Below are 12,208 nucleotides of genomic sequence, written 5' to 3' on the forward strand. Positions count from 1 at the left end.
AGACATGTGTGGTATTGTCGGTATAGTTGGCACCACCCCCGTCAATCAGGCCCTCTACGACGCCTTGACGGTGTTGCAGCACAGGGGACAGGATGCCGCCGGGATCGTGACCATAGACAGTGGAAACTTCCGGCAACGCAAGGCCAACGGCCTGGTGAAGGACGTGTTTGAAGTGCGTCACATGCAGCGACTGAAGGGGCATATCGGCATAGGTCATGTCAGATATCCCACCGCAGGCAGCTCAAGTGCCGCTGAAGCCCAACCTTTTTACGTGAACTCTCCCTACGGCATGGTGCTGGCCCACAACGGCAACCTCACCAACGCCAAGGATCTCAAGGAGCAGCAGTTCAAGGTGGCCCGTCGTCACATCAACACCACCTCCGATTCGGAAGTGCTGCTGAACGTGCTGGCCCACGAGCTGGATCTCTGCGACAAGATGGCGCTGCGTCCGGAGGATATCTTCTCTGCGGTGCGCAAGACCCATCAGCAGATCCGTGGCGCCTATGCTGTCGTCTCCCTGGTGATTGGTCATGGCCTCATCGGCTTTCGTGATCCCAACGGCATTCGTCCGCTGATCCTGGGTCGTCGGGCAGACGAGCAGGGCCAGGTGGAGTACATGCTCGCCTCCGAGAGCGTGGCGCTTGACGCCATCGGTTTCGAGACGGTGCGCGATGTCGCGCCGGGTGAAGCCATCTACATTACCGAGCAGGGCCAGCTCTTCTCCGAGCAGTGTGCGGAAAACCCGCAGATGAGCTCCTGCATCTTCGAATATGTCTACTTCGCCCGTCCTGACTCCTGCATCGACAAGGTCTCCGTCTATGCCGCCCGCCTCAACATGGGTCGCAAGCTGGGCCAGAAGATTGCGCGCGAGTGGGAAGATCTCGATGTGGATGTGGTTATCCCCATCCCGGAGACCTCCTGTGACGTGGCGCTGGAGATAGCCCATACCTTGAACCTGCCGTATCGTCAGGGCTTCGTGAAGAACCGCTACATAGGCCGTACCTTCATCATGCCGGGCCAGACCCAGCGCAAGAAGTCGGTACGCCGCAAGCTCAACGCCATCAGCTCCGAATTCAAGGGCAAGAAGGTGTTGTTGGTGGATGACAGTATAGTGCGGGGTACTACCTCTGAGCAGATCATCCAGATGGCCCGAGAAGCGGGCGCGGCCAAGGTCTACTTCGCCTCGGCGGCACCGGAAATCCGTTTCCCCAATGTCTATGGCATCGACATGCCGACCGCCAACGAGCTGATCGCCCACGGCAGGGAAGTGGAAGAGGTGTGTGCATTGATTGGTGCCGATGGCCTGATTTTCCAGGATCTGGAAGATCTGGAAGAAGCGGTGCGGGAGATCAACCCAGAGTTGCGCCACTTCGAGACTTCGGTGTTCAACGGTCACTATGTCACCTCGGACGTGGATCAGTCCTATCTGGATCACTTGAATGCCATGCGCAGCGATGACAACAAGGCGGTGCGTGAGTGGCAGGAAGGCACCAGCAATCTGGAAATTTTCAACGAAGGCAGTTAAACGTTTTCGTTGTCAGTGACAGAGATGAGATGGGGGCTGCGGCCCCCATTGTTGTGTCTGGGCAATGGGGGAGGGATGTTATCTGCTTGAAAAAAAAGCACTTATGCAGCCGGGTATGGGCAGTGGCGGCGGGATCCGCTAGCATAGTCAGCCTGTCGCGCCCTTCGCGCAGTCGTATCCACTCGACTAAATGCCGTATCAACCAGAACAGACGAGAATTCAGATGGATGACTTGTTAGCCCCCGTGCGCCAGTTTTTGCAGTGCGAGACCCCGGACGAGTGGGTGGCCATGGCGCGCGATCCCGCCCATCTGCCCACCCTGCTCATCGATCACGCCAACTGCGAGAACAAGGCTGCGCTCACTGCCCACAGCCTGGTGCGTCGCTACTGCCTGCCCAAGGGAAAACGTCATCTGCTGCCCAAGCTGGAATTCTATCGGGAGCTGGATGCCATCCCGGAGAAGGCCGAGATCCTGGGCAAGCGCAGTATGGGGGAGTCCGATCGCACCGTGTTTGAGGAGCTGGCCCGCAACCCGCTGCTGTTTCCCATGGTGCGGCTCATTCAGGAGGAGCTGCACCACTTTGAGCAGGTACTGGCGCTGATGGCCGCGCGCAACATCCCCTATGGCCCCGTGACCGCCTCCCGCTACGCCCGCAACCTGATGCAGCATGTACGCACCCACGAGCCTGCCACCCTGGTCGACAAGCTGATCATCGGTGCCTACATAGAGGCGCGCTCCTGCGAGCGCTTTGCCAAGCTGGCGCCCCATCTGGACGAGGAGCTGGGCCGTTTCTATGTCTCCCTGCTGCGCTCCGAGGCGCGCCACTACCAGGACTATCTGGCCCTGGCCGAGCAATATGCGGGTGAGGATATCAGCGAGCGGGTGGCTTATTTTGGCAAACTCGAAGCCGAGCTTGTCTGCTCGCCGGATCCGCAATTCAGGTTCCATAGCGGGCTGCCTGTCAGATCTGACAGTTGTTGATGTCAAGGGGGCTGCCTACCATGGCCATGTTCCTACTACGAGCGACGCATCATTTTTGAGCGCAATTCCCGGCCCCTGAGCCGGGATTTTTTTGCGCGTTTTCAAGCAGGTGAGCAGGGGAGAGTGCCGGTGCCAGAGCTGGCACCGGCCACGGGATCAGCGGCGGTATTCGTTGTTGTAGTTCTGGATCAGGCGGCGGGTCACCTCATGCTGGGGATCGGCGAACACCTTGAGGGTTTTGCCGCGCTCCACCACTCGTCCGTCGTGCATTACCAGCACCTCGTCACTGATGTGGCTGACTACCCCCAGATCGTTGGCTACCAGCACATAGCTCAGTCCCATGGTCTCCTGCATCTCCAGCAGCAGGTTGATGATCTGGGAGCGTACCGAGATATCCAGGGTGGAGAGCGCTTCATCGGCTACCACTATCTTGGGATTGAGGATCAGCGCCCGTGCCAGCGCCACCCGCTGCTGCTGACCGGCGGAGAGCATCTGGGGGTAGAAGAGGGCGTGATCCGGCAGCATGCCCACCATGCGCAGGGTCTGCACTACCTTGTCGTGTCGCTCCTCGTCACTCATTTCGGTGTTGAGCCGCAGCGGTGTCTCCAGGATCTGGCCGACCCGGATCTTGCGATTGAGGGAGGAGTTGGGGTCCTGGAAGATCATGCGCAGCAGCTTGCAGCGGGTCTGGTAGTCGCCATGCACCAGGGTCTGACCCTCGATGGCGATGTCGCCGCTGGTGGGCTCTATCATGCCGGCCAGGATCCGTGCCAGGGTACTCTTGCCGGAGCCAGCCTCACCGACGATGGCCAGCGTCTGGCCCACGTCCAGATCAAACGAGAGCGGCTTGATGGCTTCCACCGCCCGGCGGCGAAACAGGCCGGTGCGGTTTTGATAGGTCTTGCTAAGGCCTCTGACCTGCAACAGGGAAGGTTCAATCACAAGCTGTGCTCCTTGACGGGGGCGTTAACGAACATCATTTTTTCGGCTCCTCCATGTTCAGCGGGAAGTGGCAACTGAACTGGTGGCCTTTTATCTTGCTCATCAGCGGCGTCTGTACGCACTGCTTCTGGGCATAGGGGCAACGGGGACCAAGTCGGCAACCTATGGGCAGATGCTGCAGCGGTGGAATGACACCGGGCAGGGTTTCGAGTCGCGACTTGTGGCGCACCAGCTTGTCAAAGTCGGGAATGGACTTGAGCAAGGCATCGGTATAGGGGTGGTGCGGGGTATCCAGGATCTGATCCCGGGTACCGACCTCCACCATCTGGCCGCAGTACATCACATTGATGGTGTCGGTCAGGTTGGCGATGGCGGCAATGTCGTTGCTGATGATGAGAATGGTGGTGTTGCCCAGCTTGTTCATCTTGTCCAGCAGCCGCAGGATCTGGGAGTGGGTGGTGGACTCCATGGCGCTGGTGGGCTCATCGGCTACCAGCAGGCGCGGCTTGTTGGCAATGGCCATGGCGATCATCACCTTCTGACACATGCCGTCAGAGAGCTCGTGCGGATAGGCGCGCATTACCTTGCGGTGATCCTTGACGCCGACCCTGTGCAGCAGTGCGATGGCTTTTTTCTTGCGCCACTGGAAGCGTTGCCAGAATTTCCCTTCAAACGAATCGGTCGGGATCGCCTCTTCCAGCTGGGCGCCAATCTCCCCGGACGGATCCAGGCAGCTGATGGGGTCCTGAAAAATCATGGCTATCTCGCGGCCCATGATCCGGCGCCGCTCCTTGGGGGCCATGGTCAGCAGATCCATGTCGTTGAAGCGCATCCGGTCGGCACGTACCGTCCAGTTGTCTTTCTGGATGCCGACGATCACTTTGGCAATCAAGCTCTTGCCAGAGCCGGATTCCCCCACCAGGCCGCGGATCTCCCCCTCGGTCAGGGTCAGGCTCACCTTGTCCACCGCCTTGACCTTGCCCTGTGGCGTGTCAATTTCGATGGTGAGGTTGCGTATGTCGAGCAAGGGCATTAATCATTCCCCTCTTTGAGTGCTTCGCGGATGCCTTCACCCACTAAATTGGTTACCAGCACGCTGAACAGTATGGCCATGCCCGGGAGGGTCACGGTCCAGGGGGCGAGATAGATGAGATCGCTCGAGTCGGCCAGCATGGCCCCCCACTCCGGCTGGGGAGACTGGGCACCGAGGCCGAGAAAACCCACCGCCGAGATATCGAGGATGGCGGCAGAGAGGGTGCGAGTGGTCTGGGCGACCAGGGTCTCCACTATGTTCGGCAGTATGGCTAGACGCATGATCCGAAACGGGGGCGAGCCGTCGAGGCGGCTAGCGATGATGTACTCCTTTTGCATCTCGGTATGGACCGCATTGTAGGTCGCCCGGATGAAGGGAGGGATCAGCGCCAGCGTAATGGCGATCAAGGTGTTGAACAGGCCGGGCCCCAGAATGGCGACCATGATGATGGCCAGCAGCAGGGAAGGGATGGAGAGCAGGGTATCGAGCAGGTGGTGCAGTACGCTCGATTTGAGCCCCTTGCTCATGCCGCCCAGGATGCCGATGGCGGTGCCGGCCACCATGGCGATCAGCACCACCAGCAAGGCATTGCCGAAGGTGAAGCGCGCGCCCACCACCAGGCGGGAGAGGATGTCACGGCCCAGATCGTCTGTGCCAAGGAAGTAGTCTATGTTGCCGCTGTTGGCCCAGGAGGGCGCCAGCAGCAGGCGGGAGCTGTGTTGATCATCGATGCCGTAGGGCACCAGCAATGGGCCAATGAGGGTGATGAGCAGCAAGATCACGAAGCACCAGAGTGCCCCCATTGCCAGTGGATTGCGGCGATAGGAGGCCCAGGTCTGCTCCAGCGGGGAGAGGATCTTGAGCTCGGGGTAGAGGCTAGTCTTGTCTTGCATAGGATTCCTGGCTCCAGGTCATGCCATGAGCACGTTCAGTCTTGTTTTGCATAGAGTTCTTTGCGCCGCGCCGGATAGATGATGGTGGTGAGCAGCTCTGTGCTGACGCTGGTAAAAATGACGAAACCAGCCACTACCAGGGTGGCGCCACGGATGGCGGCATAGTCCTGCAGGGCTATGCTGTTGATGAGCCAGCGGCCGATCCCGTGCCACTCGAACACCACCTCCGTGATCATGGCGGAGGTGAGCACGCTGCCCAGCTGCAGACCCAGCAGCGGCAACACGGGGGGCAAGGCATTCTTGAGGCCATGGCGCCAGACAATCTGCCGGCGGGAGAGACCACGGCTCGCCGCTGCCTTGATGTAGTTCTGCTTCATCACGTCGATGAGTGAGCTGCGCACGTGGCGGATCACCTCTGTGGTGGGCACCACCGCCAGCACCAGCGAGGGCAGGATCAAGTGGCGCAGGGCATCGTGCAGCGCCGCCTGGCGCCAGGGTTCATGGCTCATCAGTACGTCGATCAGTGCTATGCCGGTGATGGAGGGCACGTCATAAAGCAGACTGATCTGGCCGGAGGCGGGCAACCAGCCGAGATCCAGCGAGAAGAACATCACTACCAGCAGTGCCAGCCAGAACACAGGTACAGCGTAGCCGATGAGGCCGGCGGTCATGATGGAGAGATCCAGCGGCTTGCCTTGTGAGAGTGCCGCCAGGGTGCCCAGCGGAATGCCCACCAGCAGCGAGATGGCAAATGCCGTTGCACAGAGGATCAGGGTGGCCGGGAAGTAGTGGCGGATCTCGTCCAGCACAGGCAGACCTGAGACACTGGAAAGCCCCAGATCCCCGTCCAGAATGTTGCTCAGAAAGTCAGGATAACCGCTCCAGAAGCTGGCTTGCAGGCCGATGAGCCGATAATCCAGCAGGTAGGCGACGAAGGTCAGGGCCAGCAGGGTAATGAGCAGCAGGCTGATGCGGCGCAGGATATAGAAAAACATGCTTACTCCCTGTGTGCTTGGTAGAAGACGGTGCCGCCAAAAGGCATCAGGGAGAGCCCCTCAATGTCGCTGCGACTGACCTGGGTGCGCAGTGCATGGGCCAGCGGGATGAGCGGCAACTGCTCGTTGAGCAGGGTCTGGGCGTAATAGTAGTTGCGCAGCCGGAACGCCAGTTGGGGGGTGGTCACAGCGTCATCCAGCAGTTGATCGAAGGCCGGGCTGCACCAGCGGCTGTAGTTGTTGCCACGCTCGACGGCGGTGCAGCTCAGCAACTGGCGAAAGAAGTTATCGGGGTCGGCGTTGTCGGCAATCCAGCCCGACAGCAGGCTGTCATAGTGGCCATGGGCGAGGCGCGTCTCGATGACAGGCCACTCCTGCTGCACGATTTTCAGCTTGATGCCGACCTTGGCCAGATCACTGCGCATCAGTTGGGCTGTCTTGAGGGCATCCGGATTGTAGGGGCGTGAGCCCGGCTGTACCAGCACCTGCATCTCGAATCCGTGCTCAAGTCCGGCCTCCTTGAGCAGCTGACGTGATCGCTTCAAGTCTTGCTGACGCATCGGCAGAGAAGGATTGTAGCCCCAGGAGAGGGGAGGGAGCAGGCTGTTGGCCGGTTGTCCTGTCTCGAAGTAAACCGCTTGCAACAGGTTGTCGATATTGATGGCACTGGCGATGGCCTGACGTACCTGTACCTTGTTGAAGGGCGCCTTGCGGGTGTTGAGGGCCAGGAAGGCCACGTTCATGCCCGACTGTATGGACAGGCTCAGTTTCGGGTTCTGCTTGATCACCGACAACTGGCTGGCAACGGGAGTGCTCATCACATCGCACTCGCCCGTCAGCAGCTTGGCCAGGCGTTTGGCGGATTTTGGCGTGATGTCATAGACCAGTTGTTCAATCTTGGCTTCGCCGCCCCAGTAACCCGGGTGGCGCAGGTAACGCACATATTCGTTGTGGCGATACTCCTTGAAGCTGAACGGACCTGTCCCGACCGGTTGGGTGTCCAGCAGTGCCGGTGTGCCGGCGCGGCGCATCTGGTCGGCATATTCGGCGGAGAGCACTATGGCGTAGTCGCTGGCCAGCGTGGCGAGGAAGGAGGCATCCGGCCGATTCAGTTCAAACACCACCTGCAGCTGTCCCTTCTTGTAGACCCGCTTGATCAGTTGATCCAGCCCCAGGCTGTAGAAGTAGGGATACTCGCCTCCTGAAATGGCGTGATAGGGGTGCTGCTTGTCCAGCAGCCGCTGCCAGGTGAACAGCACATCGTCGGCATTCAGGTTACGTGAGGGACTGAACCAGGGGGTGTGGTGAAAGGTGACGCCCTTGCGCAGAGTCAGGGTGTAGGAGAGACCATCGTCACTTACGCTCCAGCGGGTGGCGAGCCCCCCTTCCAGCGCCAGCGTGTTGGGGTTCACCTCCAGCAGGCGATCGTAGAGCGGGCGGGAGCTGGCATCCAGGGTCACCCCGGAGTTGGAGACCTGGGGATTGAAGGTCTGGGGCGAGCCTTCCGCACAGTAGATGAGTCCCGTCCTGGACGCGTCGTCTTGTTTCTGACAACCGGTAACCAGCACCAGCAATCCAAGCAGCAAGGGTTTGAGCATTCTCATTGTAGAACCATGTTTTTATACAAATGTGCCGGCATCGGGGCTGGCGAGTTGCAGGAGTCGGCCTGAACCGGGCTCCCTGTGGTTTCAATCCGCATCGTTATCACTGTCCAGCAACTGGTATTTGCGCAGCATGCCACGGAACTGGTGATAACTCAGGGCCAGCAACTGGGCGGCTTTGCGCTGATTATACTGGGATTGCTGCATGGCTTGCTTGAGTAAATCAATTTCATACTCAGCCACCGCGTTTTTGAGATCCAGCGGCAGGCTTTGAGCGGCCGGGTTAGTCTGTGGCAGGTTCTCACTGGCGATGTGCGTGGCAGGGGCACCTTGCACACGGGGCCGCCAGGGGGAATCGAACGGGTTGAGCACCAGATCCGAGAGCGGCAACTGGGGATTGCCCTGACGATAGATGCTGCGCTCCACCACGTTCTTGAGCTCCCGCACGTTGCCGGGCCAGGGGTAATCCAGCAGCAGCTGGGTCGCCTTGCGCGAAAATCCGGCAAACAGGGGATAACCCAGCTCCCGGGTCATGCCGTGGGCGAAGTGCTCCGCCAGCATCAGTATGTCCTCGCGCCGCTCCCGCAAGGGGGGCAGAGTGATGACATCAAAGGCAAGCCTGTCCAGCAAGTCGTGGCGAAAGTGCCCCTTGTCGGCCAACGCCGGCAGGTCCTCGTTGGTGGCACACACCAGCCGTACATCCACCTTGAGGGCTTTGGCCCCACCCACCCGCTCGAATTCACCGTATTCAATGACCCGCAGCAGTTTTTCCTGTACCCGGGCGCTGGTGGTTGCCAGCTCGTCGAGGAACAGAGTGCCGCCATCGGCGCGCTCGAACCGGCCCTGATGGCGCTTGGCTGCGCCGGTGAAGGATCCTGCCTCGTGGCCGAACAGCTCGGTTTCCAGCAGGCTCTCGCTCAAGGTGGCGCAGTTGATGGTGACAAAGCTTTGATCCCAACGCCCCGAGAGATAATGTAGGCGGTGGGCGATGAGCTCCTTGCCCGTTCCCCGTTCGCCGATGATCAGCACGGGTTTGCGCAGCGGTGCGAGGCGGGAGGCCTGCTCAATGATCTCGAGGAATGCGTTGGATTCCCCCAACAGGCTTTCCGTGGCCGTGCTCATAGTGATCCCTGTCAGTTGTAAAAGCTGGTCAATCTTACCAAAAGTTGGTGATTTTAATCATCACTTGCATGGGGTATCTTGAAACTAGACCCACAGGCCCCATATAAATCAACAAGTTAAATTCTGTTCCAGATTGGCACACAAGTTGCCATTGTCAATGGAGAAACAACGTATGCCAACCACAGGAGTTCTATCATGAGTATTTTTTCCCGTCTGGCCGACATCATCAATTCAAACCTGACGTCCCTGCTCGACAAGGCAGAAGATCCCCAGAAGATGGTGCGCCTGATCATCCAGGAGATGGAAGATGAACTGGTGAAGGAGCGCTCCAATCTGGCTCGCTTCCTCGCCAGCCAGAAAGAGATAGGCCGCCAGGTCAGTCGCCATCAGGAGCGAGTGAACGAGTGGCAGGGCAAGGCCGAGCTGGCGCTGGCCAAGGGGCGCGAAGATCTGGCGCGTGCCGCCCTCATCGAGAAGAAGAAGCAGAGCGAGCTGGCCGAGACCCTCTATCGCGAGCAGCAGGCAGTGGACAGCGGCATCGAGAAACTGGGTGACGAAATACGTCAGCTGGAAGCCAAGCTGGAAGATGCCCGCAGCCGTCAAAAAGCGATGGCGATCCGCACCGAAGCTGCCAGCAGCCGCCTCAATGTGCAGAGCCAGGTTGCCCGTGGCGACAGTCAGGCCGTGGTCAGCAAGTTCGAGCGCATGGAGCGTCGCATCGACGAGATGGAAGCCCGTGCCGATCTGGGACAATCGGACAAGGCCCTGGCCCAGCAGTTTGCCGAGCTGGAAGCCGACGATCAGATAAGCAAGGAGCTCGAGGCCATGCGTCAGAAGCTGGGCCAGGGCGACACCACACCAAAACAGGGAGAGTAACGGATGGAAGATCTGCTGGGCGTATTGATGGTTCCCATGGTGGTCTTCATGGTGGTGGTGGCCCCTATCTGGCTGGTGCTGCACTACAGAGCCAAGGGGCGGATCGGTACCGGTCTCGCCGATAGCGAACGGGAGCAACTGCAAGGCTTGCTGGCCCGCGCCGAGAAGATGCAGGAGCGGGTCGGCGCGCTGGAGTCCATTCTGGATGCGGAAGTCCCGGGCTGGAGGAACAAGGTATGAGTCCATCGAATCGGGAGGGGCGCAATCTCTATCGCGACCCCCAACAGGGCAAGATAGCCGGTGTGTGTGCCGGACTTGCCGACTACTTTGGGGTGGAGACCTGGATCGTGCGGCTGCTGGCCATCAGCGGTCTCATCTTTGCAGGTTTCATCACCTTCACCGCCTACATAGCAGCCTGGTTTCTGCTCGATAAAAAGCCGGTCACTCTCTATCACAACGAGGAGGGAGATTTTGCCGAGGTGCGCATGAAGGCGCGCAGCTGGCAGGCGGGGATCACGCCCCATCAGGCACTGGGCCGTATCGCGCAGGAGCTCGATACTCTGGAGCCCAGGCTGCAGCGCATCGAGAAGCTGGTGACTTCCAAGGAGTTCACCCTGCAACGGGAATTCAGCAAGCTGTGAATCCGTGACGGTTCGATGAGGCCTGCCGGACTCATCGAACCTGCATGACCAATCTGGTTGGCAGGTTCGGTGAGTGCAACCGGGTCGTACGATCGAGAATAAATGGGACAAACGGGAGAACGGGATCCGCTTTGATACGCAACAAACTCGAACAAAAATGGTCGCTCTTGCAGCACAAGGCCACCGACGTGGTGAACCGGGTACGGGATCGCCACATACGACTGGCAGTGACGGGTCTTTCCCGCAGCGGCAAGACCGCCTTCATCACGGCGCTGGTCAACCAGCTTGAACATGCGGCCATTGATGGCCGCTTGCCGTTGTGGGATGCCCAGCGGCAGGGGCGGATCCTGGGCGCCCGTCGGGTGCCCCAGAAAAATGCCCACATTCCCACCTTTGCCTATGAGCGCGGGCTCGATGCCCTGTTTGGCGATCCTCCAGCCTGGCCCGAGCCTACCCGCGGGGTGGCCGAGGTGCGCCTCGAGATCCGCTATCGCACCCGCCATCCCTTGCGCAAGCACCTGGGAGACATGTCCACCCTCTATGTGGATCTGGTGGACTATCCGGGGGAGTGGCTGCTCGACTTGCCGCTGCTTGAACTGAGTTATGAGCAGTGGAGCGAGCAGGTGCGTGACCAGCTGCGTCGCCCCGAGTTGCAGGCGCTGGCGACCGCGTGGCTGGCGACCGCGTGGCAGGCCGGGCAGGCCTTCGAAGAGCGGCCTGTGGCGGAGCTTGCCGAGCGTTATACCGATTACCTCCATGCCTGCAAGCGCGAGCTTGGGCTGCACCTCATCCAACCCGGTCGCTTTGTGCTGCCGGGGGAGTATGCCGGTGCCCCCATGCTGCAGTTTGTGCCCTGGATGTGGGGCAAACCTGCTGGCGAGCCCGCCGATGGCACCCTCTATGCCACCCTCAAGCAGCGTTTCGAGCAGTACAAGCAGCATCTGGTGCAGGGCTTTTATGAGCAGCACTTTGCCGGTTTCGATCGTCAGATAGTGCTGGTGGACTGCCTGCAACCCCTCAATGCCGGCGCCGCCAGCTTTGGTGACATGCAGCAGGCCATCGCCCGCATCATGGAGAGCTTTGCCTACGGCAAGAGCAACTGGTGGCGCCGGCTCTTCTCGCCGCGCATCGACAAGCTGCTGTTTGTGGCGAGCAAGGCCGATCACGTGACCCCCGAGCAGCACGGCCCTCTGGTCTCTTTGCTCCAGCATCTGGTGCGCAGCGGCCGGGGTCAGGCACGCTTTGAGGGGATCACCACAGAGTGTCTGGCGCTGGCCGCCATCAAGGCGACCGAGGTGGGCAAGGGGGTGGCCAATGGCCGCGAGTTCCCCGCCATCCGCGGTACCAGCCTCTCGGGGGAGCCGTTATTGCTCTTCCCGGGGGAGGTGCCTGCCCATATCCCGCCAGCCCAGTGGTGGAACAATCAGGGCTTTGATTTTCAGGCATTTCGCCCCTTGGCGATGAGCGCCCATCAGGCGCTGCCCCATATCCGGCTCGATGCTGCGCTGGAGTTTCTGCTCGGGGATCACCTCGAATAACCCAGGCTCTGTGGCAATGGATACAGATCAGGCATGGCTGCACAGCCGCGTGGAGGAACA

12 protein-coding genes are annotated in these 12,208 nt (G+C 60.2%); 6 read left to right on the forward strand and 6 right to left on the reverse strand.

The annotated features are described in order from the left end of the window. Window positions 1–4 precede the first annotated feature (4 nt). Window positions 5–1,525 (forward strand): amidophosphoribosyltransferase, encoded by a 1,521-nt coding sequence (gene purF, locus OKC28_RS06425; RefSeq protein WP_005310748.1) that lies wholly within the window; start codon window positions 5–7, stop codon window positions 1,523–1,525. A 223-nt stretch (window positions 1,526–1,748) separates the two neighbouring features. After that, window positions 1,749–2,507 (forward strand): tRNA isopentenyl-2-thiomethyl-A-37 hydroxylase MiaE, encoded by a 759-nt coding sequence (gene miaE, locus OKC28_RS06430; protein ID WP_256688196.1) that lies wholly within the window; start codon window positions 1,749–1,751, stop codon window positions 2,505–2,507. A 156-nt stretch (window positions 2,508–2,663) separates the two neighbouring features. Here miaE and OKC28_RS06435 read toward each other — a convergent pair whose 3' ends face one another. The 6 genes from OKC28_RS06435 to pspF form a co-directional block, all read right to left on the reverse strand. Then, a complete protein-coding gene (locus OKC28_RS06435) occupies window positions 2,664–3,449 on the reverse strand; it encodes a peptide ABC transporter ATP-binding protein (protein ID WP_005310752.1) in 786 nt (261 codons plus the stop codon). Window positions 3,450–3,483: 34 nt separating this feature from the next. Continuing rightward, window positions 3,484–4,482, reverse strand: a complete 999-nt coding sequence (locus tag OKC28_RS06440; protein WP_017411679.1) for a peptide ABC transporter ATP-binding protein — start codon at window positions 4,480–4,482, stop codon at window positions 3,484–3,486. Continuing rightward, the gene (locus OKC28_RS06445) at window positions 4,482–5,375 is read right to left on the reverse strand and encodes an ABC transporter permease subunit (protein WP_058394657.1); all 894 of its coding nucleotides are present in this window, start codon (window positions 5,373–5,375) and stop codon (window positions 4,482–4,484) included. Before OKC28_RS06445 ends, OKC28_RS06440 begins: the two co-directional genes overlap by 1 nt. A gap of 35 nt (window positions 5,376–5,410) precedes the next feature. Beyond that, window positions 5,411–6,370, reverse strand: a complete 960-nt coding sequence (locus OKC28_RS06450) for an ABC transporter permease (protein ID WP_256688198.1) — start codon at window positions 6,368–6,370, stop codon at window positions 5,411–5,413. 2 nt (window positions 6,371–6,372) lie between these two features. Beyond that, window positions 6,373–7,968, reverse strand: coding sequence for an ABC transporter substrate-binding protein SapA (gene sapA, locus OKC28_RS06455; RefSeq protein WP_270688366.1), 1,596 nt, complete (start codon window positions 7,966–7,968; stop codon window positions 6,373–6,375). Window positions 7,969–8,058: 90 nt separating this feature from the next. Beyond that, entirely contained in the window at window positions 8,059–9,093 is a 1,035-nt protein-coding gene (pspF, locus tag OKC28_RS06460; protein WP_270688256.1) for a phage shock protein operon transcriptional activator, read from the reverse strand. A 195-nt stretch (window positions 9,094–9,288) separates the two neighbouring features. On the opposite strand from pspF, the gene pspA reads away from it, so the two are divergent. The 4 genes from pspA (at window position 9,289) to OKC28_RS06480 (ending at window position 12,148) form a co-directional block, all read left to right on the forward strand. After that, complete coding sequence (pspA, locus tag OKC28_RS06465) at window positions 9,289–9,969, forward strand: phage shock protein PspA (protein WP_005310762.1); 681 nt, start codon at window positions 9,289–9,291, stop codon at window positions 9,967–9,969. Between the two features lie 3 nt (window positions 9,970–9,972). Continuing rightward, the gene (gene pspB, locus OKC28_RS06470) at window positions 9,973–10,209 is read left to right on the forward strand and encodes an envelope stress response membrane protein PspB (protein WP_005310764.1); all 237 of its coding nucleotides are present in this window, start codon (window positions 9,973–9,975) and stop codon (window positions 10,207–10,209) included. Then, window positions 10,206–10,610, forward strand: coding sequence for an envelope stress response membrane protein PspC (pspC, locus tag OKC28_RS06475; RefSeq protein WP_270688259.1), 405 nt, complete (start codon window positions 10,206–10,208; stop codon window positions 10,608–10,610). Before pspB ends, pspC begins: the two co-directional genes overlap by 4 nt. A gap of 131 nt (window positions 10,611–10,741) precedes the next feature. After that, window positions 10,742–12,148, forward strand: a complete 1,407-nt coding sequence (locus tag OKC28_RS06480; protein ID WP_234579382.1) for a YcjX family protein — start codon at window positions 10,742–10,744, stop codon at window positions 12,146–12,148. The last annotated feature ends 60 nt before the right edge of the window (window positions 12,149–12,208 follow it).

Source organism: Aeromonas sp. D3, from assembly GCF_027705025.1.
Classification (GTDB): domain Bacteria; phylum Pseudomonadota; class Gammaproteobacteria; order Enterobacterales; family Aeromonadaceae; genus Aeromonas; species Aeromonas salmonicida.

Coding starts and splice junctions, on each gene's coding strand:
- purF (WP_005310748.1), top strand. CDS start 5: ATGTGTGGTATTGTCGGTATAGTTGGCACCACCCCCGTCAATCAGGCC.
- miaE (WP_256688196.1), top strand. CDS start 1,749: ATGGATGACTTGTTAGCCCCCGTGCGCCAGTTTTTGCAGTGCGAGACC.
- OKC28_RS06440 (WP_017411679.1), bottom strand. CDS start 4,482: ATGCCCTTGCTCGACATACGCAACCTCACCATCGAAATTGACACGCCA.
- OKC28_RS06445 (WP_058394657.1), bottom strand. CDS start 5,375: ATGCAAGACAAGACTAGCCTCTACCCCGAGCTCAAGATCCTCTCCCCG.
- OKC28_RS06450 (WP_256688198.1), bottom strand. CDS start 6,370: ATGTTTTTCTATATCCTGCGCCGCATCAGCCTGCTGCTCATTACCCTG.
- sapA (WP_270688366.1), bottom strand. CDS start 7,968: ATGCTCAAACCCTTGCTGCTTGGATTGCTGGTGCTGGTTACCGGTTGT.
- pspF (WP_270688256.1), bottom strand. CDS start 9,093: ATGAGCACGGCCACGGAAAGCCTGTTGGGGGAATCCAACGCATTCCTC.
- pspA (WP_005310762.1), top strand. CDS start 9,289: ATGAGTATTTTTTCCCGTCTGGCCGACATCATCAATTCAAACCTGACG.
- pspB (WP_005310764.1), top strand. CDS start 9,973: ATGGAAGATCTGCTGGGCGTATTGATGGTTCCCATGGTGGTCTTCATG.
- pspC (WP_270688259.1), top strand. CDS start 10,206: ATGAGTCCATCGAATCGGGAGGGGCGCAATCTCTATCGCGACCCCCAA.